At 67.6% G+C, this 23547-nt stretch carries 18 protein-coding genes and 1 tRNA gene; 10 read left to right on the forward strand and 9 right to left on the reverse strand.

Annotated elements, in window-relative coordinates:
- Window positions 1-8: 8 nt before the first annotated feature.
- Window positions 9-1529: a helicase HerA-like C-terminal domain-containing protein gene (locus P7F68_RS13090; protein ID WP_002945238.1), complete on the reverse strand. Its 1521-nt coding sequence runs from the start codon at window positions 1527-1529 to the stop codon at window positions 9-11.
- 130 nt (window positions 1530-1659) lie between these two features.
- Here P7F68_RS13090 and P7F68_RS13095 point away from each other — a divergent pair, with 130 nt between their 5' ends.
- The 6 genes from P7F68_RS13095 (at window position 1660) to P7F68_RS13120 (ending at window position 7063) form a co-directional block, all read left to right on the forward strand.
- A complete protein-coding gene (locus P7F68_RS13095) occupies window positions 1660-2385 on the forward strand; it encodes a YebC/PmpR family DNA-binding transcriptional regulator (RefSeq protein ID WP_277833736.1) in 726 nt (241 codons plus the stop codon).
- Window positions 2386-2551: 166 nt separating this feature from the next.
- Entirely contained in the window at window positions 2552-3433 is an 882-nt protein-coding gene (locus P7F68_RS13100) for a DMT family transporter (RefSeq protein ID WP_277833738.1), read from the forward strand.
- A 31-nt stretch (window positions 3434-3464) separates the two neighbouring features.
- Window positions 3465-4013: a crossover junction endodeoxyribonuclease RuvC gene (ruvC, locus tag P7F68_RS13105; RefSeq protein ID WP_004248801.1), complete on the forward strand. Its 549-nt coding sequence runs from the start codon at window positions 3465-3467 to the stop codon at window positions 4011-4013.
- 87 nt (window positions 4014-4100) lie between these two features.
- On the forward strand, window positions 4101-5207 hold the full coding sequence (locus P7F68_RS13110; RefSeq protein ID WP_277833740.1) for an FIST signal transduction protein: 1107 nt from the start codon (window positions 4101-4103) through the stop codon (window positions 5205-5207).
- Between the two features lie 22 nt (window positions 5208-5229).
- Complete coding sequence (locus P7F68_RS13115) at window positions 5230-6873, forward strand: ATP-binding protein (RefSeq protein ID WP_277833742.1); 1644 nt, start codon at window positions 5230-5232, stop codon at window positions 6871-6873.
- 114 nt (window positions 6874-6987) lie between these two features.
- A tRNA-Lys gene (locus tag P7F68_RS13120) sits at window positions 6988-7063 on the forward strand.
- Between the two features lie 91 nt (window positions 7064-7154).
- Here the strand turns inward: P7F68_RS13120 and P7F68_RS13125 are convergent.
- The 8 genes from P7F68_RS13125 to P7F68_RS13160 form a co-directional block, all read right to left on the reverse strand.
- Window positions 7155-8603, reverse strand: a complete 1449-nt coding sequence (locus tag P7F68_RS13125) for a serine/threonine-protein kinase (protein ID WP_277833744.1) — start codon at window positions 8601-8603, stop codon at window positions 7155-7157.
- 312 nt (window positions 8604-8915) lie between these two features.
- Window positions 8916-9494 (reverse strand): TIGR01841 family phasin, encoded by a 579-nt coding sequence (gene phaP / locus P7F68_RS13130; RefSeq protein ID WP_004248804.1) that lies wholly within the window; start codon window positions 9492-9494, stop codon window positions 8916-8918.
- Window positions 9495-9622: 128 nt separating this feature from the next.
- On the reverse strand, window positions 9623-10426 hold the full coding sequence (locus P7F68_RS13135) for a proteasome-type protease (protein WP_002933516.1): 804 nt from the start codon (window positions 10424-10426) through the stop codon (window positions 9623-9625).
- 55 nt (window positions 10427-10481) lie between these two features.
- Window positions 10482-11429 (reverse strand): alpha-E domain-containing protein, encoded by a 948-nt coding sequence (locus P7F68_RS13140; RefSeq protein WP_002933514.1) that lies wholly within the window; start codon window positions 11427-11429, stop codon window positions 10482-10484.
- A 34-nt stretch (window positions 11430-11463) separates the two neighbouring features.
- Entirely contained in the window at window positions 11464-12894 is a 1431-nt protein-coding gene (locus tag P7F68_RS13145) for a circularly permuted type 2 ATP-grasp protein (RefSeq protein ID WP_277833859.1), read from the reverse strand.
- 148 nt (window positions 12895-13042) lie between these two features.
- The gene (locus P7F68_RS13150; RefSeq protein WP_277833748.1) at window positions 13043-13969 is read right to left on the reverse strand and encodes a transglutaminase family protein; all 927 of its coding nucleotides are present in this window, start codon (window positions 13967-13969) and stop codon (window positions 13043-13045) included.
- Window positions 13970-13983: 14 nt separating this feature from the next.
- The gene (locus P7F68_RS13155; RefSeq protein WP_277833750.1) at window positions 13984-16671 is read right to left on the reverse strand and encodes a circularly permuted type 2 ATP-grasp protein; all 2688 of its coding nucleotides are present in this window, start codon (window positions 16669-16671) and stop codon (window positions 13984-13986) included.
- Window positions 16672-16679: 8 nt separating this feature from the next.
- A complete protein-coding gene (locus P7F68_RS13160; RefSeq protein ID WP_277833752.1) occupies window positions 16680-20192 on the reverse strand; it encodes a transglutaminase family protein in 3513 nt (1170 codons plus the stop codon).
- A 310-nt stretch (window positions 20193-20502) separates the two neighbouring features.
- Between P7F68_RS13160 and P7F68_RS13165 the strand changes: the two genes are divergently transcribed.
- The 4 genes from P7F68_RS13165 (at window position 20503) to P7F68_RS13180 (ending at window position 23370) form a co-directional block, all read left to right on the forward strand.
- Window positions 20503-21603 carry a VanZ family protein gene (locus tag P7F68_RS13165; protein WP_277833754.1) on the forward strand — a complete coding sequence of 367 codons (1101 nt, stop codon included), beginning with the start codon at window positions 20503-20505 and terminating at the stop codon, window positions 21601-21603.
- Window positions 21604-21652: 49 nt separating this feature from the next.
- The gene (locus tag P7F68_RS13170; protein ID WP_277833757.1) at window positions 21653-21976 is read left to right on the forward strand and encodes a (2Fe-2S) ferredoxin domain-containing protein; all 324 of its coding nucleotides are present in this window, start codon (window positions 21653-21655) and stop codon (window positions 21974-21976) included.
- Window positions 21973-22629 (forward strand): alpha/beta hydrolase, encoded by a 657-nt coding sequence (locus P7F68_RS13175; RefSeq protein ID WP_277833759.1) that lies wholly within the window; start codon window positions 21973-21975, stop codon window positions 22627-22629. The genes P7F68_RS13170 and P7F68_RS13175 overlap by 4 nt, the downstream gene beginning before the upstream one ends.
- 129 nt (window positions 22630-22758) lie before the next feature.
- Window positions 22759-23370, forward strand: coding sequence for a glutathione S-transferase (locus P7F68_RS13180; protein ID WP_002931858.1), 612 nt, complete (start codon window positions 22759-22761; stop codon window positions 23368-23370).
- Window positions 23371-23547 lie beyond the last annotated feature (177 nt).

A 23547-nucleotide genomic window follows, 5' to 3' on the forward strand; every position in this document is an offset into this window, starting at 1 on the left:
GGGCCAGTTCAGCGCTTGCCGCCGCCCAGCAGCGAACCCAGCAGCCCGCGCACGATCTGGCGGCCAATCGAACTGCCGATGGTGCGGGTGACCGTCTTCGCGGCGATCTGCACCAGGCCGTCGCGCTGCCCACCGCGCGGTCCGGTAGAGCCGAACAGGATCTCATTCATGCCTCCCCCCGACCCGGACGCCGCCTGCTGGCGCGCTGCAGCCTGCTGCTCGGCCGCTGCTGCCGACGCCGCCGCCTGCGCGCGCAGCATCTCGTAGGCGGACTCGCGGTCCACCACCTGCTCGTAGTGGCCATGAACCACCGAGCCGGTGATCGCCGCGCGCCGCTCGGCCTCGGTCAGCGGCCCCAGGCGCGAGTCGGGCGCGATCACGAAGCAGCGCTCGGTGACCTCGGGGCGACCCTTGTCGTCGAGGAAAGACACCAGTGCCTCGCCCACGCCGAGCTCGGTGATCGCCTGCGCCGCGTTGAAGGCAGGGTTCGGCCGCATGGTGTCGGCAGCGGTCCTGACCGCCTTCTGGTCGCGCGGAGTGAACGCGCGCAGGGCGTGCTGCACGCGGTTGCCGAGTTGGCCGAGCACGGTCTCCGGCACGTCGAGCGGGTTCTGGGTGACGAAATACACGCCCACGCCCTTCGAGCGGATCAGGCGCACCACCTGCTCGATCTTCTCGACCAGCGCCTTGGGCGCATCGTTGAACAGCAGATGGGCCTCGTCGAAGAAAAACACCAGCTTGGGCTTGTCGGGGTCGCCGATCTCCGGCAACTGCTCGAAGAGCTCGGAGAGCATCCACAGCAGGAAGGTCGAGTAGAGCTTGGGCGAGTTGTAGAGCCGGTCGGCGGCCAGCACGTTGATCACGCCACGGCCCTCGGCATCTGTCTGCATCAGGTCGTGGATGTCGAGCATCGGCTCACCGAAGAATACGTCGCCGCCCTGCTGCTCGAGCGCGAGCAGATTGCGCTGGATGGCGCCGATCGAGGCCGGGGAGATGTTGCCGTATTCGGTGGTGAAGCTCTTCGCATTCTCGCCCACGAACTGCACCATCGCGCGCAGGTCCTTGAGGTCGAGCAGCAGCATGCCGTTGTCGTCGGCGATCTTGAACACCAGCGTCAGGACGCCGGTCTGGATATCGTTGAGATTGAGCAGGCGGGCGATGAGCAGCGGGCCCATGTCGGAGATGGTGGCGCGCACCGGGTGGCCCTGCTCGCCGAACACGTCCCAGAACACCGCGGTGTTCGCACGTGGCGCATATTCGGTGATGCCGATCGCCTCCAGGCGTTGCAGCAGCTTGGGCGCCGCAGTGCCGGCCGCGCCGATACCCGAAAGGTCGCCCTTCACGTCGGCCATGAATACCGGCACGCCGATGCCGGCGAAGGCTTCGGCGAGCTTCTGCAGCGTCACTGTCTTGCCGGTGCCGGTGGCGCCGGTGATCAGGCCATGGCGGTTGGCCAGCCGCGGCAGCAGCAGGATGTCCTTGAATGCGGCGTCCTGGGGCGATCGGGCAATCAGCATTGGTTCGGCCATGGCATGCTCCTCGGGTCGGAATCGGTCGATCGCAAAAGTGTAGCAGCGCCAGCGTGGCCACGGCCCGCCCGCGTGGCCCGGCGGTATAATGCGCCCCTCTTCAATCGCAGATGCAGCACAGAGGTTTTCTATGGCGGGTCATTCCAAGTGGGCCAACATCCAGCACCGCAAGGGTCGTCAGGACGAGAAGCGCGGTGCGGCGTTCTCCAAGCTGGCCAAGGAGATCACCGTTGCCGCCAAGATGGGCGGGGGTGACCCAGGCTTCAACCCGCGCCTGCGCCTGGCGGTGGACAAGGCCAAGGGCGTGAACATGCCCAAGGACAAGATCGACAACGCGATCAAGAAGGGCACCGGCGAACTCGAGGGCGTGAGCTACGAGGAGATCCGCTACGAGGGCTACGGCATCGGTGGCTCGGCGGTGATGGTCGATTGCCTTACCGACAACAAGACCCGCACCGTCGCCGACGTGCGCCACGCCTTCTCCAAGTACGGTGGCAACATGGGTACCGACGGCTGCGTGGCCTTCCAGTTCAAACATTGCGGCCAGCTGCTGTTCGCCCCCGGCACCAGCGAGGACGCGCTGATGGAAGCCGCGCTCGAGGCCGGTGCAGAGGACGTGCAGACCAACGACGACGGCTCGATCGAGGTGATCACCGGCCCCTGGGAGTTCACCAGCGTCAAGGAGGCTCTGGAGAAGGCCGGCTTTACCGCCGAGTTCGGCGAGGTGACGATGAAGCCCGAAAACGTGATCGAACTCGCCGGCGACGAGGCTGCGCGCATGCAGAAGCTCCTCGACGCACTCGAAGGCCTGGACGACGTGCAGGAGGTGTATACCTCCGCCGAGTTCGCCGAGTAAGCGCGGGGGCTGCGCCCTGCCCTGAAGGCTCGCGGCTTGCGCCGCTCCCACGGAGTGACCGGCATCACAGTGGGAGCGGCGCAAGCCGCGAGCTTTTTTCATTCGACACCCTGCCACCCCAGCCTCACTCCCCCATGGGAGGCGCAGGCCTCACGCGAGGCACGCGATGCCAGTTCCCACCCAGCTCACCCGCCTGATGCCCCTGTTGTTCGTCGTGCTGTGGAGCACCGGCTTCATCGGCGCGAAGTACGGCCTGCCCTACGCCGAACCGCTCACCTTCCTGGCCGTGCGCTACGTGCTCGTCATCGGCCTGATGACCCTGCTGGCGCTGGCCATGCGTGCCCCCTGGCCGGCAAGCCCGCGCGATGCGATGCACATCGCCGTCACCGGGCTGCTGGTGCATGCGGTGTATCTGGGCGGGGTGTTCATGTCCATCCACCATGGCCTGCCGGCGGGCATCTCCGCACTGGTGGTGGGCATGCAACCGCTGCTCACCGGCGCACTGGCAGGCGCGCTGCTGGGCGAGCGCGTGTCGTCGCGGCAGTGGGCGGGGCTGGCGTTGGGCTTCGCCGGCGTGGCCCTGGTGGTGGGAAGCAAGGTCTCGGTGGATGGCGTCGCCACCGACGCGCTCGGCCGCATGCTGCTGCCGGCGCTGGCCGCGCTGGTCGGCATCACCGCGGGCACCTTGTACCAGAAGCGCTTCTGCCCGCGCTTCGACCTGCGCACCGGCTCGGTTCTGCAGTTCCTGCCCAGCCTCGCGCTGACCGCCCTGGTGGCGAGCCAGGTCGAGACCATGCAGATCGACTGGAGTGGCGAGTTCGTCTTCGCCTTGCTGTGGCTGGTGCTGGTGCTGTCGCTGGGTGCGATCAGCCTGCTCAACCTGCTGATCCGCAGCGGCAGCGCGGTCAATGTGGCCAGCCTGTTCTACCTCACGCCGCCGACCACCGCGCTCATCGCCTGGGCGATGTTCGGCGAGACCCTCAGCCCGCTCGCGCTCGCCGGCATGGCGATTGCGGTATCGGGTGTATGGCTGGCGCGCAAGGGCTAGAATCGACCGGCCCGCGCCCTGGAGGCCGTCCATGAGCAACGCCACCCGCGCCGTCGTCACCCGCATCCTGGGCCTCGACCCCGGGCTGCGCATCACCGGCTTCGGTCTCATCGACCAGCTCGGCAGCCAGCTGCGCTATGTCGCCAGTGGCTGCATCAAGACCCGGGACGGCGAACTGCCCGGACGCCTCAAGACCCTGCTCGACGGCGTGCGTGAGGTGATTGCCACTTACCAGCCCGATGTGGTCGTGGTCGAAAAGGTCTTCGTCAACGTCAACCCGCAATCGACCCTGCTGCTCGGCCAGGCGCGCGGCGCGGTGATCTGCGGCGCGGTTTCCTGCGACCTGCCGGTGGCCGAATACACGGCACTTCAGGTCAAGCAGTCGGTCGTAGGGTACGGCAAGGCGCACAAGGAACAAGTCCAGCACATGGTGCAACGGCTGCTGACGCTGGACGCCAGCCCAAGCTCCGATGCCGCCGACGCGCTCGCCTGCGCCATCTGCCACGCACACGGCACCCAGGGCCTGGGCAGCATGGACGGCATCGGAACGCGCCGTCGCGCAGGTCGCATTCTCGGGTAATTCTTCACAAAGGCGGCTAACCGCAGGCTTCCCTTAATCGCAACTTTATGCCATAAACGCCATAAACGATTCAATCAAGGCGCCATCATGGATGAAACCCTGCTTTTCTCACCGGAGCCCACCAGCAAAGCCTTGTTCCGACTTGCCGAGCAGGCGCTGGCGGACGGTGCGCAAGCCTTGATGATTCTCGCGGCCGATGGCAACCGCTATGACCCAGTCGAGCTTTCATCCTGGCTGCAGGCACTGCCAGTGCCCGTGTGCGGTGGCATCTTCCCGCAGATCGTGTTCGGTCGCATGCATCACGAGACCGGCTGCATCGTCCACGGCCTCAAGGGACAGGTGCGCATTATCGAAACCAGCGGTTTGTCGTCCTCCCAAGCAGACTACTCCGCCGAACTCGAATCCGCACTGCAGGACCTGCCATCGCCGCAAACCGTGTTCATCGTCGTAGACGGACTTGCACAGCGCATCGCAGCCTTCCTGGACGGCGTCTACGACATGCTGGGCAGCGACCCGGTGTATTTTGGCGGTGGCGCTGGCAGTCTGGACTTTCAGCAGCGCCCCTGCATCTTCAGCAACAAGGGCCTGCTCGTCGACCACGCCCAGATGGTGCTGATCGATCGACCCACGCGTGTCGGCGTCAGGCATGGCTGGCAGAAGCACGCCGGCCCATTCGTCGTTACCCAGGCTGAGCGCAACCGCATCATCAGCCTCGACTACCAACCCGCCTTCGAGCTCTATCGGACACTGGTCGATGCAGACTGCGGGGACAGTATCAACAGCGAGAACTTTTTCGAAATCGCCAAGGGCTATCCGTTCGGAATGGAAAGAGCCGGCGGCGAAGTGGTGGTTCGCGATCCGATCACGGTTATTGACGGAACCTTGGTGTGCGTCGGCGAGGTCGGCCCGAACAGCATCGTGTTCCTGCTCAAGGGCCAGCCAGAGGCGCTCATCGCCGCTGCCGAATCGGCCGCACTCGCCGTCAAGGACGCAGGAGACGCTCCAGTCATCATGATCGACTGCATCAGTCGAGTCCTGTTCCTGGAGGCTCGCTTCGAGGAGGAGCTTGCGGCGGTCGCTGCCCAGCTGGACGGTAGGGCGCTGTTCGGCGCCCTGACCCTGGGCGAGATTGCCAACCGCGGAGACGGTTGCCTGGAGTTCTTCAACAAGACCATGGTGCTGGCAGGCAGCTAGCCCCCATTCAGGCCCAACGCCCATGAACCCGCTCGACCCCAGCCGCCTCAGCCTGCTTTCCCTGCAGTATGAGCTGGCATTGCTGATCGGCCAGTCTCCGCGCCTGAGCGCGATGCTGCGCAGCTTCATGCCCAGCGCACTGAAGCTGCTCGACTGCCGGGCCGGCCATGTCTGGCTCGACACCGGGACGGGCACGGCGGCGCATTGCTTTTCGTTTCCGGCGAGAGAGAAGGCGATCCTGTCGGAAGACACTCAGCTCGCCCAACTCATCGAGGCACATCAACACCGCCCCGACGCCGCCCACGCTCTGACTCGCGAGCAAGGCAGGCAGTTGTACCTGCTGCCCATGGCGGGGAGCGGATTCGTCATTCTGGTGCGCATAGGGACTCCGCTCGAGAGCAGGCTGCTGACGGCACTCGCGCCCATTCTCGCGCGCCTGGACACAGCTTGTCGGGCCTGCCTGGAGTTCGAGCGTACAGAGCAGTTGCGCGCGCACGCCGAGGAGGCACGCCTCGCCGCCGAGGCGGCCAACCGGGCCAAGAGCGAGTTCCTCGCGGTCATGAGCCACGAGATTCGCACCCCGCTCAACGGCATCCTCGGGATGGCGCAGCTGCTCGAACTGAGCCCGCTCGCCGCGGGCCAGCGCGAGTGCGTGAGCACCATCCAGCAAAGTGGCACAACCTTGCTGAGCCTGATCAACGACATCCTCGATTTCGCCAAGATCGAGGCTGGCCGGCTCGAACTCGAGGCGCGCCACTTCGCACTGCGCGACGAGATCGACGCCCTGCTCGGCCTGATACGACCCCTCGCCCAAGGCAAAGGCCTGGCGCTGACGCTGCACTATGACAACCAGCTGCCGCCGAACGTCATCGGCGACAGCACCCGTCTGCGCCAGGTGCTCTGGAACCTGCTCGGCAATGCAATCAAGTTCACCGCTCACGGCCAGGTCGCACTCGAGGTGCGCCAACTGTCGTGCGACGCACAGTGCACACAGGTGCATTTCGTGGTCCGCGATACAGGCATCGGCATCTCGCCCGAGCAGAGCCAGCACCTGTTCAAGGCCTTCTCCCAGGCCGACAGCTCGACAACCCGACAGTACGGGGGGACCGGCCTTGGCCTGGCAATCAGCGCCAGCCTGGTCGAAGCGATGGGGGGTGCGATCAAGCTCGAAAGCGAACCCGGCAAGGGTGCGTGCTTCGACTTCGCGCTCGAGCTGCGGGTATCTGATACACCCGCCAGCCCCCAAGTTTCGGGCAAACCCTCGGCAGCCCGGCTGGCATTGGAGCGCAGCACCCAGTCGAAGCTGAAGGTCCTGATCGCCGAGGACAATGCGATCAACCGCTTGCTCGCCATCCGCCTGCTACAGCAGGGCGGCCATACCCTGGAGACGGCCGAAAACGGCCGCATTGCCGTCGACAAGGCGCAGCAGGGCGACTTCGACCTGATCCTGATGGACATGCAGATGCCCGAACTCGACGGCGTGGACGCGACACGGGCCATCCGCACGCTACCCCTCAGACGCCAGCCTCACATCGTCGCGATGACCGCCAACGCCTACGACGCCGACCGCAAACGCTGCCTCGAAGCCGGTATGAACGACTTCATCGCCAAGCCCTTCAGTGCCGAACAGCTATTCCTCGCCCTCGACAAGGTGCCGCGCAATTGAGCGCAGCGCCGCAGGCAGCGTCAAATACCTTGCGGCAGCTGTTGCAGTACGCCGAATCTTGCGTATAATCGCGGTCTCTTGATCGACGGAAACGCCGATCTGCCGCAAGGCACCGGGGGTATAGCTCAGTTGGTAGAGCAGTTGACTCTTAATCAATTGGTCCTAGGTTCGAGTCCTAGTGCCCCCACCAACAAATTCAAGCAAAAAGGCCAGTTCTCGCGAGCTGGCCTTTTTGCTTTTGGTCTTGCAGATCAAGACCCAACTCCTGACTGGTCAAAGCCCTATTTCGTGCGACTGACCTGGGTGTGCCAACCGTTCAGACGCCGCCCCTCCCGCGTCAGGACGGTCGACTCGCCATTGACCGTGACCACGATGCGGCCGTCCTTTTCCTCGGTGTAGGTACCGGCGGCGGTATGTCCGGGTTCATGCACGAACACCCGGGTGCGATCAACAAACTCGAAACGGTGCGCCTTGTCACCTGTTTCATAGACCCGGCCTCGCATCGCCCCTGCCTCGGCCTTATCGACCGCCGCAAGGATCTCTGCCCGACGTTTCCTGGCCCCTTCCTCGAACCGAGGCTTGAACGGCGCTGCGCTCGCTGGCCAAGCCGCAATCGATCTCAAGGCGGCGTCGACCGAATCGAGCGCGGCATCGGTCGCGGGCAAGGCGCCCAGTTTCGTCGTCATGTCACTGAACAGCGCATCGGCAACCACCTGGCGGCGCGCCTGAGCCGCATCATGGACACGCGCGGCCTGCGCCTGGGGCAGCTGTCGCAGCAGGTTGCCGTCCGCAGCCTGATCGATCTGCGCAAAGGCATCGAAGTCCCGGGACGATTCACCGATCTGCGCCACCAGCACATCCGCGATCTCGGTCGCGATGTGCGCCCGCCGTTCGGTCACGGCGCGCAGCAGGCTCTCCGTTGCCTCCTTCCCCAGCGCCGGCGCGTAGTCACGCGGCAGCGCCTGCGCCATGCGGTCCAGTAACCCCAGGCCTGGCAGGCTGACCGGCACCGCTCGCACTTCCGTAAGCAGGGCCTCGACCACCCCATCACGCATGGCAAGCGCCGTCCGCGCTGCAGGCTCTGCCACCCGCGTCGCGATCTCGGCTTCCGGCAGGTCCCGCAGCGCGGCAATCAATTCACGCGCAGCATTCGACGCCGCGGGCGCCAAGCCGTTGGCGGCCGCCGGCAGGCGTGCATACCCTTGCGCCGTTGCGGCCTGCTCGAGCGCGGAGTGAAAGCTCAGCAAGGGCAAGGAAGGCGGCGCACTCTGCAGCGCGTTCATCGCTGTGCCGGCCCTGCCCCGAGCATCGGCCAAGGCCTTGGAGAAGTTGGCGACGCGACTGACCAAGGCGCTCTGCATCGCGTTGTAGGCGCCGGACAACTCGCGATCCTTGGTTGCCTGGCGACAGGCCAGCACCACCTCCCGAACGCTCATGGCATCCGCTTCGGTCCAGGACAGCATCGGCTTGCCGAACAGCGCCTCCGTCTCCTGCGATACGAAGAGCCTGGGCAGGCGGTGACGACTGCCCAAGGCATTCGGCTGCCATTCGTCATTGCGATCGAAGCCGGCAGCCCAAGGCGCAACGGCCTCGCAGTCCGGCCTCGCGACCTGAGCCTGGGCACTTGCGGCCATCCCCATTGCACCGACAAGCACGGCAGCCACCCCCAGCATCCTGCGAACATGCCCGGTCCGGGGGCGCATCATGTAGCTCACGGATATGGCAGTCACTTCTGGTCTCCTGCTGATCGACGCACGTCGCACCAAACCGGTCAGTCCGTGAACTTACCCAGCCCCTTGAAAACCTCCCCCAGGCGGATGCATGAAGGCAACTTCATTCATCCACAGTGCAATTCGCGCACAGTGTCGCTAATACACATCAGACTCAATATAGACAGCTCTTCGATACCTTGCCCAGGAAACTGAAGGCCCACCACAGGCTCCCGCCTGGGCTCCCCGAAAGCAAAAAAGCCAGTCCAAGAGGAACTGGCTTTTTCTTCATTGGGCCCACATCCGGGCCCGTCCATGCAGACCCTGCGCTGCTTACGCCGCGCTCTTGAACAAGGACACCGTAGCACTGGTGGTCTTGCTCACGGCATCGACCGCAACAGCGGCAGCCTGGTCGGCATTGGCCTGGGCGACCTCGGAGACCTGCTTGACCACCTCGCTCGCGCCCTCGTAGGCCGACGAGGCGTTGGCGACTGCAGTCTTGAGGACCTTGACCGCCAACTCGGAACCGGGCGCTGCGCGATTGAGCGTTTCGAGCGTGACGATGACGCCCTGCAGCCATTGCGACATGCCGGCCTCGACGAGCTTGAAGAGCTCGACCTGTGCCAGGCTGGCAATGCCACTGGCGCTTTTGCCGTAGTCAAAGCCGCGCTTGAGCGCGGGGGTGATGCTGCCGACCTGGATGGCGAGCAGGTCGCGCGGCTCGCGCGCGGCACAGATCGACTGCTGGAGCACGATGGTGTCGTCGAGCGCCGCGCGCGCGGTGTTGAGATTGAGCGCGGTCAGGTGTTCGACCATCGACAGCAGGCTGCCGCTGGCCAGGGCGACATCGTTGACACGCCCCTCGGCGACGGCACGGGCGGAGGCGAGCATTTTCTCGGGCGAAGCGTTCATGGTGTTCTCCTGACGGATAGGTGACACCGTGGGTTGAATCGGTGTGGCTTTATGTTGCACTGCAACATAATAAATCGCAAGTGTTTTCTTGCACGGCTTGCGCGCCCTGACGCCCTCTGCGCTGGCGCTCAGGCCTCGCTGCTGCGGGCAACGCTGGCCGTCACCACCTCGATGCGGGACGCTGCCGCATCCTCGCCGGGCCAGCGCGACCAATCGGGGTCGGGCAGGGCCTCGAACACCTTGCGCAGGTTCGCACCCCACTCCTTGTGGATCATGTCGAAATAGGGATTGTCCCAATCCACGTTCAGATGACGGGCGACGCGCAACTCGTCGCGGCGATAGATGAGGAGGTCGAGCGGCAGGCCCACCGACAGGTTGGAGCGGATCGTCGAATCCATCGAGATCAGCGCGCACTTGGCGGCCTCGTCGAGCGAGGTCCGGGCGCTCACCACGCGATCGATGATCGGCTTGCCGTACTTCGACTCGCCGATCTGGAAATAGGGCGTATCGACCGAGGCCTCGATGAAGTTACCCGCGGCATAGATGTTGAACAGGCGCGGCGGCTCGTCGCCGATCTGGCCGCACAGGATGAAGCTGGCATTGAAGTCCACGCCGAACTGCTTGAGCGCCTCGGCGTCCTGGCGATAGACGCCGCGGATGGTCTCGCCGACCAGGCGGGCGCACTCGAACAGGGTGGGCGCGTTCCACAGGCTGTCGCGGTCCTGCACCGCGGCATGTTCGCGCAGGATGTTGATCACCGCCTGAGTGATGGCGAGATTGCCCGCGCTCATCAGCACCAGCACGCGATCGCCGGCGCGTTCGAACACGGTCATCTTGCGGAAGGTATTGATGTGGTCCACACCCGCGTTGGTACGCGAATCGGACAGGCAGACCAGGCCTTCGTCGAGGCACATGGCGACACAGTAGGTCATCGGTTCATCCCGATTGGGTCATTGATCGAAGGAGCCGCCGCGCGGGCGGCTGCGCTCAGGCGGCGACAGGAACGAGAAAGTTATCGCCGATGCTGTCGCCGAGGCGGTTGATGCGCACCAGGAAGCGCTCCAGCCAGGCATGCAGCCCGGTGGCGAAGATATCGTCCATGCGCCCGTAGTGCAGTGTGGCATGAAGCTCGCCGGCCTGCCGGGCGGCCTCGGCCGAGTGCAGGTTGGCGATCTCGCCGAGGATGTCGTTGATCTCGTCGAGACAGGCATGCAGCGAGCGCGGCATGGCGGCGTTGAGGATCAGCAGCTCGGCGACCTTGTGCGGCGTGATGACGTCGCGGTACACGTGGCGGTAGGTCTCGAACGCGGACACCGAACGCAGCAGCGCGCCCCACTGGTAGAAGTCGGTTGAGCTGCCCAGCCCTTCGGCCCTGGGCAACAGGCTGTGGTACTTCACGTCGAGCAGGCGGGCGGTGTTGTCGGCGCGCTCGAGGAAGGTGCCCAGGCGCACGAACTTGAAGGCGTCATCGTGCAGCATGGTGCCGAAGGTCACCCCGCGCAGCAGGTGGGAGCGAAACTTCACCCACTCGAAGAACTCGCCCAGATCGGTGGCCTGCAGCTTCTCCGGCGTCATGTCGCGGATCTCGAGCCAGGTGGCGTTGGTGGTCTCCCACATCTCCGCCGTCAGCGTGCCGCGCACGGCGTGGGCATTCTCGCGCGCCGCACGCAGGCAGTTCCATACGCTCGACGGGTTGTCGCGGTCGAGCACGACGAACTCGATCACGTCGCGCGGCGTCAGCGGCCGGCCGGTGCGGGCGAAGGCGTCCGACAACTCGCTGATGGCCAGGATGGCCGACCAGCCATCGGTGTCGCAGCCATTGGTGCCCGGCAGCAGCGACATGCGGTAGGACACGTCCAGCATGCGCACCGTGTTCTCGGCACGCTCGGTATAGCGGGCCATCCAGTAGAGGTGGTCGGCGGTTCTGCTCAGCATGATCGTTCTCCGTGATGCGCGCGGCGTGAAGGCTTCAATTGACGACCCAGGTGTCCTTGGTACCCCCGCCCTGCGAGGAATTGACCACCAGCGAGCCCGCCTTGAGGGCCACGCGGGTCAGCCCGCCGGGGACCATGCGGATCTCCTTTCCGCCCGACAGCACGAAGGGGCGCAGGTCGATGTGGCGAGGGGCGATGCCCGCATCGACGAAGGTGGGACAGGTCGATAGCGACAGGGTGGGCTGGGCGATGTACTTCTCGGGCGCGGCCAGAATGCGGGCGCGGAACTCCTCGATCTCCGCGCGCGTTGCCGCCGGCCCGACCAGCATGCCGTAGCCGCCGGCGCCATGGACCTCCTTGACCACCAGCTCGGACAGGTGGGCAAGCGTGTAGGCCAGGTCCTCGGGCTCGCGCAGCATGTAGGTCGGCACGTTGTTGAGGATGGGCTCCTCACCGAGGTAGAAGCGCACCATCTCCGGCACATACGGGTAGATCGACTTGTCGTCGGCCACGCCGGTGCCGACGGCATTGGCAAGGGTCACTCGCCCGGCGCGGTAGGCCGACATCAGGCCGGGCACGCCGAGCATGGAATCGGGGCGGAACACCTCGGGGTCGAGGAAGTCGTCGTCGAGCCGGCGGTAGATCACATCCACCCGCCGCGGCCCCTGGGTGGTACGCATGAATACGGTGTCGTCCTTGACGAACAGGTCCTGGCCCTCGACCAGTTCCACCCCCATTTGCTGGGCGAGGAAGCTGTGCTCGAAATAAGCGCTGTTGAAGGCACCCGGCGTCAGCAGCACGGCCGTGGGGTCGAGCACACCCGCGGGCGCCACCGCGCGCAGGGTCTCGAGCAACAGATCGGGGTAGTGCTCGACCGGCTGCACGTTGTAGCGCGAGAACAGGTCGGGGAAGAGCCGCATCATCATCTTGCGGTTCTCGAGCAGGTAGCTCACCCCCGAGGGCACGCGCAGGTTGTCCTCGAGCACGTAGTACTCGCCCTTGCCGTCCGCCCCCGCTGCACGCACCAGGTCGATGCCGGCGATCATCGCGTACAGCCCTCCGGGCACTTCCACCCCCTTCATCTCGGGGCGGAACTGGGCATTGTTGAGCACCTGCTCGGCCGGCAAGCGGCCCGCGCGCAGGATTTCCTGGCTATGGTAGATGTCGGCGAGGAAGGCATTGAGTGCGCGCACGCGCTGGCGCAGGCCGGTCTCGAGGGCGCTCCACTCGTCGCCGGGGATGATGCGCGGCAACAGATCGAAGGGGATCAGCCGCTCCTTGCCACCGCCCTCGCCATAGACGTTGAAGGTGATGCCGACACGGTGAAAGGCGATGTCGGCTTCCTTGCGCTTGCGCGCAATGTTCTCGCGTGGCATCTGCTCCAGCCAATCGGCGTACGGGCCGTAATGCGCCCGCACCGTACCGTCGGCAGCATGCATTTCGTCAAAAGGTCTGGCGGCTGTCATTGTGCTGTCTGCGCTCATGATTGGACTCCCTTGAGCGAGCATTCAGCATGAAGCGTGCCATGCACTCCAGGCGCGCAGTTGCGCGCTCTGCGGGCTCACGAGCGGGAGTGCACCGGCTTGGTGCGCACCAGGATGCGCTGAGCGTGCATCAATTTGGTGCGCACACACCCTCATCGGTCGGTGTCACCGTCACCGCAACCTCGACACTGTGCCCCCCCCCGCCCAGGATCACCCCCCGCAGCGGCGCCACGTCGCCATAGTCGCGCCCCCAGGCCAGGGTGATGTGATCCGCACCCGGCTGCAGGTCATTGGTCGGGTCGACCTCGATCCAGCCCAGGCCGGGACACCACACGGCCACCCAGGCATGCGAGGCGTCGGCGCCCACCAGTCGCGGCTGCCCCGGCGGCGGCTGGGTCAGCAGGTAGCCCGAGACATAGCGCGCCGCCAGGCCGAGCGCCCGCAGGCAGGCGATCATCAGATGGGAGAAGTCCTGGCATACCCCGCGCCGCTTGGCGAAGACCTCTGCCACCGGCGTGGCCACGCTGGTGGCAGAGGCGTCGAAGCGGAAATCGGCATGGATGCGCGCGCACAAGGCCAGCAGCGCGTCCACCAGCGCGCGCCCCGGCGTGAAGCAGCGCGTCGCATAGCCTGCATAGGCAGCAGCCTCGTCGCCCAGCGCCACATAGGGCGAAGCGAAGCGATACTGCCCGGCGTCGCGCGCCTCGGGCTGGAGGGGTGCATGGCCGGACAGCCCATCGCGAAGGTGGTCGCGTGCGTCCTCCCAGCTCGGTCCGCTGCCCGCGGCCGGCCAGTCGCGAACGCCGACGCGGACGCGGCTGTGAGCCCGCACAAGCAGCCGGTCGTGCGGCGTGTCGAGCGCGAAACGCGTTACCGGATTGCCGAAGAAATCGACGGCAGCGCTGCGCTGGGCGGGGGCGGGAGACAGCTCCAGCGTGTGCGCCAGGCAGCGCTGGTAGGTGAGCTCGCGTGGATGCAGGTGGGCAATGTGCTGCGACAGCGTGACCAGACTGTCGTAGCGGTAGATGGTGTCGTGGCGGATCTCGAACTCGGGCATCGCAGGCCACCGCTTCAGGACGAGGCCGTCGCCCGGCTACGGGCGTCGAGATGGGTGAAATAGCGGTGCGACAGCGCATCCGCCAGACGATTGCCACATGCCCAGGTCTGGGAGAGGAAGTCGTGCAGGTCGGCACAGCGCGCGTGTTCGGCAGCGCCGCCCGCGGCACGCCCGGCCGCGTCGACGATCAGGCAATCGCACAGCGACAAGGCCTGCAGCGTTTCCAGCTGCTGCGTCAGCGGCTCGGCCAGCACATCGCCCTCGGGCAGCAGGCGCAGGTGCTCGACCAGCGACTCGAGCTGGTAGCGCAACGCACGCGGGTTGTCCGCATCGAGCATCACCAGTTCGGCCACCGGCAGCGGCGCCAGCCCGCGCGCATGGCGGCTGCGGTAGCGCAAGTCGCCGTCGGTCACCGCGAGCAGCGCCTGCAGGGCCTCGGCACTGGGTGCCGTCAGCAGCGCCGACAAGGCGGCGGCCAGAAACTGCAGGCGCTCGATACGCCGGCCGATCGACAGGAAGCGCCAGCCGGCGTCGCGCGGCATGCTCTCGATGACGAAGCCCGACAGCGTCACCAGCGACAGCAGCGACTCATCCAGGCGATGCAGCGCGTCACCCAGGGCGAGCGCCTGCACGGGCGCGGCAGCAAAGTCCGACAGACGGTTGTAGATGCGCCAGCTGTCGGGCGAGAGCCGGTCGCGCACCTGCGCCGCCAGTCCCAGCACAACGCGCAGGTTGGCCACCACGCTGCCGCTGCAGTCCGGGTCGAAGAGCGCGCCTGCGAGCGTCCCCGCAGCAATCGGCACGGGTGCGCGCGCCGCACCGGCCTCGACCGGCGCCTCGGCAGGCAGGATCGCCAGCCGGCGGCACAGCCCCAGCAGCGCGGCCAGCGCCGGGTCGGCCGCCGCCGCGGCCTGCGAGACGCGCTCCGGCCGACCACCCTGCAGCACAGGCGCCGCAGCCGCGCCGCCCGCGAGTCCGCCCAGGCGGGCCAGGGTCTCGCGGCCGAGGCGCGCAGCGGCATCGGCCCGCTCGCTGTAGCGCCCGAGCCAGAAGAAGTTCTCCGCCACCCGGCTCGACAGCCCCAGCCTGCGCAGCCCGCCCGGAGGGGGCGCAAGCTGGCCGGGCACGATGTGCTGCGGTGGCCGCTCCACCGCGGTCGGGCTCAGCACCCAGGCGTCCTTGCTGCTGCCGCCCTGCTGCATGGACACGATACGCATGTCGGAGCCCGAAGCCACGCGCGTCAGCCCGCCGGGCAGCACCCGGAAGCCGTCGGCCCCGGCCGCCACGAAGACGCGCAAGGCCACGTTGCGGGCCACCATGCTGCAGCCCGGGAAGTCCGCCGAACGCCGTCCGTCGGCGCTGCGCTCGCCGGGCGCCTCGCCATCGACCGCAAGCACCGGGGCCTGCGAGATGTTCACCATCTCCTGGGCGACGAAGTCGAAGGGGCGGGCGGCAATGCGGGCGGCCAGCGCCGCCAGCTCGGCTTCCGGCAAGTCGCGGCAGAACACCGGTCCCGCGCCCAGCTTCGGGTAGGCCGGCTTCACCACCAGCTCACGCAGATGCTGCAGGGCGTAGTCGCGTGCTGCGGGCTCGCCGCACCACCAGGTCGCCACCGAAGGCATGCGCAGCTTCTGCCCCAGCATCGCCTCGCACAGGTGCGGCAGATAGCCGAGCAGGGCGCCGGTCTCGAGGATGCCGCTGCCGAGCGCATTGGCCACCGTCACCTTGCCCGCACGCACCGCGGCCACCAGCCCGGCAACCCCCAGTGCCGAATCTTCGCGCAGCTCGAGCGGATCGCACCAGATGTCGTCCACCCGGCGCAGGATCACGTGCACCCGCTGCAGGCCGTCGAGCGTGCGCAGGAAGACGGCCTCGTCGCGCACGGTCAGGTCCTGGCCCTCGACGAGCGGGAAACCCATCTCGCGCGCCAGGAAGGCGTGCTCGAAGTAGGTCTCGTTGTAGGGGCCGGGCGTCAACACGACGATGAGGGGATCCTCGTCATCTCCCAGAGCACCAGCCGGCGCCAGCGCCGCCAGGTTGTCGCGGAAGCGCTCGAAGAAGGGCACCAGCGGCTGCACCCCGGTCGCGCGGTAGAGCTCGGGCAGGGCACGCGCCAGCACGCTGCGGTTCTCCAGCGCGTAGCCGGCCCCGGACGGCGCCTGGGTGCGGTCGGCCACCACCCACCAACGCCCGTCAGGCGAGCGCGCAAGGTCGGCGGCGTACAGGTGCAGGAACAGGTCGCCCGGCTGCTTCGCCCCCACCAGCGGACGCAGAAAGCCACTGTGGCCGTAGATCAGCGCCGGCGGGATCAGCCCTTCCTGCAGCAGGCGCTGCTCGCCGTAGAGGTCGGCGAGAATGTGGTTGAACAAGGTGGCACGCTGGATGACGGCAGCCTCGATCTGCGCCCACTCCGAGGCCGGCAGCATGAAGGGCAGCAGATCCAGCTCCCACGGGCGCTGGAAGCCACGCGGATCGGCATAGACGTTGTAGGTGATGCCGTTCTCATGGACCTGGCGGCGCAAGGCGGCACGGCGCGCCGACAGCTCCTCGGGCGGCATCGCCGCCACGCCGTGGAAGAAGTCGCGCCAATGCGGCCGCACCACCACCACGCTGCCGATGCGCTGGCACAACTCGTCGTAGCGGTCGGGCCGTGCCGTGTAGCCGGCGAGCAGTTCGGGCGGGCGCTGTAGCTGGACCTGCATGGACGCGCTCAGCCGCCCCTGCGGCGCAGATCAAGGGTGAAGGGGAAGTCGGCGTTGCTCTGCGCAGGCACGGGCTCGATCGCCCCCGGGGTGTGCCCCGTGGTGGTGAAGCGCGCCAGCCGCCGGCCTTCGGCCTCGTAGGGGTTGACCGGGTAGGTCTCGTGGTTGCGCCCGCCCGGGTGCGCGACGTGATAGACGCAGCCCCCCATCGAGCGCCGCATCCAGCCATCGACCAGGTCGAACACCAGCGGCGCATGCACGCCGATGGTCGGGTGCAGGCAGGACGGCGGCTGCCACGCCCGGTAGCGCACGCCGGCGACGAACTCGCCGACCACACCGGTGGGCTTCAGCGGCACGGCGCGGCCGTTGCAGGTGAGCACATGGCGATCGTCATTGAGGCCGGACACCTTCACCTGCACACGCTCCACCGAAGAATCGACATAGCGCACGGTACCACCGGGCGCGCCCTCCTCGCCCATCACATGCCAGGGCTCGAGCGCCATGCGCAACTCGACATGCACACCACGCGCGGCGAACTCGCCGTACTTGGGGAAGCGGAACTCGAAGTGCGGCGCGAACCAGTCGAACTCGATCGGGTAGCCGAACTCGCGCAGCTCGGTGACGACGTCACGGAAGTCCTCCGCCACCCAGTGCGGCAGCAGGAAGCGGTCGTGCAGTTCGGTGCCCCAGCGCCGCAGCCGGCCGGGCGCATAGGGCTGCTGCCAGAAGCGTGCGATCAGCGCGCGCAGCAGCAACTGCTGGGCGAGGCTCATGCGCGCGTGCGGCGGCATCTCGAAGGCGCGCAATTCCAGCAGGCCGAGGCGGCCGGTGGCAGTGTCCGGGCTGTAGAGCTTGTCGATGCAGAACTCGGCGCGATGGGTGTTGCCGCTGGCATCGATCAGCAGGTTGCGCAGCAGACGGTCGATGAGCCAGGGCGGTACCGCCGCGCCGGGTGCGGGGAACTGCTGGAAAGCCACCTCCAGCTCGTGCACCGAGTCGTGGCGAGCCTCGTCCACCCGCGGCGCTTGCGAGGTGGGGCCGATGAACAAGCCGGAGAACAGGTAAGACAGACTGGGGTGGTTGTGCCAGTAGCTCACCAGGCTGCGCAGCAGGTCGGGCCGGCGCAGGAAAGGCGAATCGGCCGGCGTGGCGCCGCCGAGCACGAAGTGGTTTCCACCGCCGGTGCCGGTGTGGCGGCCGTCGAGCATGAACTTCTCGGTCGACAGGCGCGACTGGTGGGCCTCCTCGTAGAGCGTGGTGGTGCGCTCCACGAGCTCGTCCCAGCTCGCCGCGGGGTGGATGTTGACCTCGATCACGCCCGGGTCGGGGGTGATGCGGAAGTTCGCCAGGCGCGGGTCTGCGGGCGGCTCGTAGCCCTCGAGCACCACCGGCAGCTCGAACTCGGCCGCGGTGTCCTCAATGGCGGTGACGATCTCGAGGTAGTCCTCCAGCGCCACCGTAGGCGGCATGAACAGGTAGAGCAGGCCGCCACGCGGTTCGGCACACAGCGCGCTGCGTGTGATCCAGGCGGCGGATTCGTGCGGGTTCGGGCGACGGGCGGGATCGATGCGTTCGTCACGCGTCGCCAGCTCGGCCTCGGCTGCGCCGGGCAGCGGCATGGCAGCCCCGCCGTGCGCGCCCTCGGCCTCATGAAAGCCGGCATGCTCGACGCGGCCGGGCGTCCAGCCGCCACCGTGGGCAGTGAAGCCAAGGCCGCTGTCGGCGCCGATGGTGGCGCTGGCCGCACCGCCGGACGGGCGCAACTGCTGGCGCAGTTCGGCATGGGCGGGCAGCACCGGGAAGGCCTGGTTGGGGTCGGCGGCGTGAACCCACGGGTAGTCGCCCTTGGCCGCCCACGGCTGCGAATCCAGCGGCAGGCGGTAGCCGATCGGCGAGTCGCCGGGAACCAGGTACAGACGCTCGGCACGCAGGAACCACGGCCCGCTCTGCCAGCGCGGACTGCGCCCCGCGATGCCGATGTGCTGGCGCACGATCGGCAGCACATGGCCGATGACCTGCTTGAGCCCCTGGTCGAAGACCTTGGCCAGGCGCGCGCGCTCGAGCGGATCATCCATGCGCGCGTCGTGCGGATCGACATTGGCCGGCAGCCGGCGCTCGCGCCACAGGTAGTACCAGGCGTCCTCGAAGGCCGGCATCATCCATTGCGCATCCACGCCCAGGCGCTCGCCGACGCGAGCGAGGAAGCGCGCCGCCATGGCCTCGTCCACCGCGGTGCCGGAGAGTTCGCGCGCAAACAGCGCCGGGTTGCGCCAGATCGGTTCGCCGTCACGGCGCCAGTAGCAGTTCAGCGACCAGCGCGGCAGCTGCTCGCCGGGGTACCACTTGCCCTGGCCGAAATGCAGCAGGCCTTGCGGCGCGTAGTGGTCCTTGAGGCGGAACATCAGGTTCTCGGCCAGCGTGCGCTTGCTCGGCTTGCTCGTGTCGCGCTGCTGCGGATCGAGCGCATCACTGTTCCAGGCCGCGCCGTCGCGGTCGTCGAGCGACACGAAGGTGGGCTCGCCGCCCTGGGTGAGGCGCACGTCGTTGACGTTCAGGTCGCCGTCGATGCGCTGTCCCAGGACCTCGATTGCCGCCCACTGTTCGTCGGTGTAGGGCTTGGTGACGCGTGGCGCCTCCCACACGCGCTCGACCCGCATGTGGTGTTCGAACTCGCACTCGCACTCGTCGGTGAAGCCCGTGATCGGCGCAGCGGACGAAGGCTCTGGGGTGCACGCCACCGGGATGTGGCCCTCGCCGGCAAACAGCCCCGATGTCGGGTCGAGCCCGACCCAGCCCGCACCGGGCAGGTACACCTCGCACCAGGCGTGCAGGTCGGTGAAATCGACCTCGGTGCCCGAAGGACCGTCGAGCGATTTCACATCGGGCGTGAGCTGGATCAGGTAGCCGGACACGAAGCGCGCCGCCAGCCCGAGGTGGCGCAGCAGCTGCACCAGCAGCCAGGCCGAGTCACGGCACGAGCCGCTGGCCAGGGTGAGCGTCTCTTCCGGCGTCTGCACGCCGGGCTCGAGGCGCACCAGGTAGCGGATGTCCTGCTGCAGGCGCTGGTTGAGAGCGACCAGGAAGTCGACGCTGGCCCGGGGCGTGCGCGGTATCGCGGCCAGATAGTCGTCGAACCTCGGGCCCAGCGCATCCGCCGGCGCATGCAGGCGGTAGGGCGCCAGCTCCACGCCAAGCCCCTCGTCGTAGGCGAATGGGATCTTTTCCGCTTCAGGCTCGAGAAAGAAGTCGAAGGGGTTGATGACCGACATCTCGGCCACCAGGTCCACCTCGATGCGCAACTCGGTCGTCTTCTCCGGGAACACCAGTCGCGCCAGGTAGTTCGACTGCGGGTCCTGCTGCCAGTTGATGAAGTGCTCGGCCGGCTCGACCTTGAGCGAGTAGGCATGGATCGGCGTCCGGCAATGCGGCGCCGGGCGCAGGCGCACGACCTGTGGCGACAGGGCCACGGGACGGTCGTAGCGGTAGTGGGTGACGTGGTTCAGTTTGACGTGGATGGACACGGAGCCCTCGCGGCGTGCAGGTGGTCGATACAAGCTCGACAGCAAGATTCGTGCAACCGACAAACCAGCCGCAGCACAAGGCATCGCCAGCAGCAGGGGGCGGTTTTTCGCGGACTGGCGCACCACGCCCGCCCGCACGCGCACCAGCTTGGTGCCTGGCACCATCGCGCGGCGCCAACGGCGAGCCTTGCATCGTCCGAGCGCCCTGCGCCGATGCAGCAAGTCGTGTCATTGCCCGGCAACCCTCACCTACCCTGCCTTGTCCACCCTCCGTTGCCGTTACACTCGTGGGCTCGTCTGCCCTCTAACGATGCCCGCCAGCACATCATCATCCCTGCCGCGCGCCCTGGCGCTCGCCTACGCCCTGCTCGTCGCCTATGCCTGCCTGCATCCGCTGACCGGATGGCGCGACAGCGGGCTGCCGGCGTTCGACTGGTTGTGGGCGCCATGGCCGCGCTACTTCATCGTCGAGGACTTCCTGTTCAACATCCTCGGCTACCTGCCGCTCGGCTTCCTGTTCGCCGCCGCGCTGCCGCAAGGCTGGGGCATGGCGCGCACGCTGGCGGTGGCAACGGTACTCGCAGGCCTGCTCAGCTTCGGCCTGGAGGCGGCGCAGAACTACCTGCCCACCCGCGTCGCCAGCAACCTCGACCTGGGCGGCAACATCGCGGGCGCCCTGGTGGGCGCAATGCTTGGCGCACGCTGGGGCGGCGCCTTGTTCGGCCCGCAAGGCCGGCTGCAACGCTGGCGGGCGCAATACGTCATCGGCGGACGCAGCGGCGAGGCCGGGCTGGTGCTGCTGGGCCTGTGGCTGCTCGGCCAACTCACCGCCAACGACTTGCTGTTCTCCAGTGGAGACCTGCGCAGCCTGCTCGGCATCCCTGCCCCCCTGCCCTTCAGTCCGGAACGCTTCATCGCCTTCGACACCGCGCTCACCGCCAGCGCACTGCTCGCCGTGGGCCTGTTCGCGCGCTGCATGACACGCAGCGCCAACCCGGCCCCCGTGCTGCTGGTGCTCGGCCTGGGCGTGCTCGCCAAGACGCTAGCCACGTGGACCTTCTTCGAACCCGCCGCGCCGCTGGCCTGGCTCACCCCCGGCGCCGAACGCGGCATGATGATCGGCGCTGCCCTGCTGCTGCCCTGCCTGCTGCTGCCGCGCTATGCACAGCACGCGCTGGCCGGCGCCGGCCTGTTGCTGGCCACCGCGCTGGTCAACCTGATCCCGGAGAACCCTTACCTGCCCTACAACCAGCAGCTCACCAGCTACAGCAACTTCCTCAACTTCCACGGCCTCACCCAGCTGGTCGACAGCCTGTGGCCCTACCTGGCACTGGCCTATCTGTCCGCGCTCGGGCTGTGGCGCGGCGAACGCCTCGCCAGCCCGGCACACCCGCGCCGGCGCCACCTATAATGGCCGCCAGCGCAGCGCCCCCGCCGCTGCCCCGCCCAAGAGAGATGGCATGAGCTACTTCAAACACCACGTTTTCTTCTGCTGCAACCAGCGTCCGGCAGGTGAGTCCTGTTGCAACGACCATCGCGCCAGCGAGTTGCAGACCTACGCCAAGGAACGCACCGCAGCGCTCGGCCTCAAGGGCCAGGGCAGCGTGCGCGTCAACAAGGCGGGTTGCCTGGGACGCTGCGACGACGGCCCGGTGATCGTCGTGTACCCGGACAACGTCTGGTACACCTACGTCGACAAGGAAGACATCGACGAGATCATCGACAGCCACCTGCGCGAAGGCCGCATCGTCGACCACCTGCGCCTGCCCGAGGGCGCGGCATGAGCCGGCCGCTGCCCACCGAGCCCGCCCTGCTGCGCGGCCCCGCCGGCCACATCGAAGCACTCATCGACGCCCCCGAGGCGGTCAAGGGCATCGCCCTGGTATGCCACCCGCACCCGCTCTTTGGCGGCGCCAACACCAACAAGGTGGCGCACACCCTGGCGCGCGCCTACCGCGACCTCGGCTACGCCGTGATCCGCCCCAACTTCCGCGGTGTGGGCAAGAGCGAGGGCACGCACGACCATGGCGAGGGCGAGACCGAGGACATGCTGGCGGTGATCAGCTGGGCCGAGTCGCGCTGGGGGGCGAAGCCGCTGGCGCTGGGCGGCTTCTCTTTTGGCGGCTACGTGCAGGTACGCGTCGCCAAGCGCCTGGCCGACGGCATCGCACCGCCGCGCCAGCTCGTCCTCGTCGGCATGGCCGCGGGCGACACCACCGGCAGCGGACGCAGCTACGACACCCCCGCGCTGCCCAAGAATATCCCCGCCCTGGTCATCCACGGCGAGCACGACGAAACCGTGGCGCTGGCCAACGTGCTCGACTGGGCGCGACCGCAGGAGCAGCCCATCGTGGTCGTCCCGGGGGCGGACCACTTCTTCCACGGCAAGCTGCATCTCATCCGCGAGCTGATCGCACGCAACGTCGATCCCGCCTGAGCGGCGCACCGCCAGGCAGGGCGCGCGCCCTGCCGCCGGGCGTTCGCCCACAAGCTCTCCGGTTTCCCTAATGTCGGCGGCCTGCAGCGTGGCGTATCGTGCTCTTCACCCCTAGGGAGACACGCCGCCATGAAACTGCTCGCCTCGCTCACCAGCCCCTACGCCCGCAAGATCCGCATCATCCTCGCCGAAAAGGCACTGCCTTTCGAGCTGGTGGTGGATTCGCCCTGGGAGGTCAACACCCGCATCCCCACGCTCAACCCGCTGGGCAAGGTGCCGGTGCTGATCACCGCCACCGGAGAAACCTTCTTCGACTCCCCGGTCATCGCCGGCTACCTGGAAACCCTCGCCGCGCCGCCTGCCCTGCTGCCGGCCGACGCGCTCGACGCCGTGCGCGTGCGCCAGACCGAGGCCCTCGCCGACGGCGTAACCGACGCCGCGGTCGCCGCCTTGCTCGAATCGCGCCGCCCCGACGGCGAGCGCAGCGCACGCGAGATCGAACGCCAGAAAGACAAGATCGACCGCGGCCTGGCCGAGCTCGAGCGCCGCCTCGACGACCGCCACTGGTTCAACGGCAGCGCCATGCAGCTCGGCGACATCGCCGTGGGTGTCGCCCTCGCCTACCTCGACCTACGCTTTCCCGACCTCGACTGGCGCAGCCGCCACCCCGGGCTGGTCCCCTTCGCCGACCGCCTGTTTGCGCGGCCCAGCTTCGCCAACACCCAGCCGCCGGCGGGGTGACGCAGGCAGGCACGGACAGAGGGCGCAACCGGGGACAGGGGGCGTGCGGGTGTAGCTGTAGGTCAGGGCTTCCATCGTGGGCAGCAGCGCGATCGCATCGTGAGCACGGCGGATACGCTGTACCGGCAGTTCGACAACGACGCCTGGCGACGGCTGCAAACCAGGCCCGACCTTGGC

Source organism: Thauera mechernichensis, from assembly GCF_029588855.1.
Taxonomy (GTDB): domain Bacteria; phylum Pseudomonadota; class Gammaproteobacteria; order Burkholderiales; family Rhodocyclaceae; genus Thauera; species Thauera mechernichensis.

What these genes read in the sequence shown, in the direction of transcription:
- P7F68_RS13135 (WP_002933516.1), bottom strand. Translation starts at nt 10,426, where the DNA reads ATGACCTACTGTGTCGCCATGTGCCTCGACGAAGGCCTGGTCTGCCTG.
- P7F68_RS13150 (WP_277833748.1), bottom strand. Translation starts at nt 13,969, where the DNA reads ATGCCCGAGTTCGAGATCCGCCACGACACCATCTACCGCTACGACAGT.
- P7F68_RS13095 (WP_277833736.1), top strand. Translation starts at nt 1,660, where the DNA reads ATGGCGGGTCATTCCAAGTGGGCCAACATCCAGCACCGCAAGGGTCGT.
- P7F68_RS13155 (WP_277833750.1), bottom strand. Translation starts at nt 16,671, where the DNA reads ATGCAGGTCCAGCTACAGCGCCCGCCCGAACTGCTCGCCGGCTACACG.
- P7F68_RS13110 (WP_277833740.1), top strand. Translation starts at nt 4,101, where the DNA reads ATGGATGAAACCCTGCTTTTCTCACCGGAGCCCACCAGCAAAGCCTTG.
- P7F68_RS13090 (WP_002945238.1), bottom strand. Translation starts at nt 1,529, where the DNA reads ATGGCCGAACCAATGCTGATTGCCCGATCGCCCCAGGACGCCGCATTC.
- P7F68_RS13115 (WP_277833742.1), top strand. Translation starts at nt 5,230, where the DNA reads ATGAACCCGCTCGACCCCAGCCGCCTCAGCCTGCTTTCCCTGCAGTAT.
- ruvC (WP_004248801.1), top strand. Translation starts at nt 3,465, where the DNA reads ATGAGCAACGCCACCCGCGCCGTCGTCACCCGCATCCTGGGCCTCGAC.
- P7F68_RS13175 (WP_277833759.1), top strand. Translation starts at nt 21,973, where the DNA reads ATGAGCCGGCCGCTGCCCACCGAGCCCGCCCTGCTGCGCGGCCCCGCC.
- P7F68_RS13100 (WP_277833738.1), top strand. Translation starts at nt 2,552, where the DNA reads ATGCCAGTTCCCACCCAGCTCACCCGCCTGATGCCCCTGTTGTTCGTC.
- P7F68_RS13165 (WP_277833754.1), top strand. Translation starts at nt 20,503, where the DNA reads ATGCCCGCCAGCACATCATCATCCCTGCCGCGCGCCCTGGCGCTCGCC.
- phaP (WP_004248804.1), bottom strand. Translation starts at nt 9,494, where the DNA reads ATGAACGCTTCGCCCGAGAAAATGCTCGCCTCCGCCCGTGCCGTCGCC.
- P7F68_RS13170 (WP_277833757.1), top strand. Translation starts at nt 21,653, where the DNA reads ATGAGCTACTTCAAACACCACGTTTTCTTCTGCTGCAACCAGCGTCCG.
- P7F68_RS13180 (WP_002931858.1), top strand. Translation starts at nt 22,759, where the DNA reads ATGAAACTGCTCGCCTCGCTCACCAGCCCCTACGCCCGCAAGATCCGC.
- P7F68_RS13140 (WP_002933514.1), bottom strand. Translation starts at nt 11,429, where the DNA reads ATGCTGAGCAGAACCGCCGACCACCTCTACTGGATGGCCCGCTATACC.
- P7F68_RS13145 (WP_277833859.1), bottom strand. Translation starts at nt 12,894, where the DNA reads ATGACAGCCGCCAGACCTTTTGACGAAATGCATGCTGCCGACGGTACG.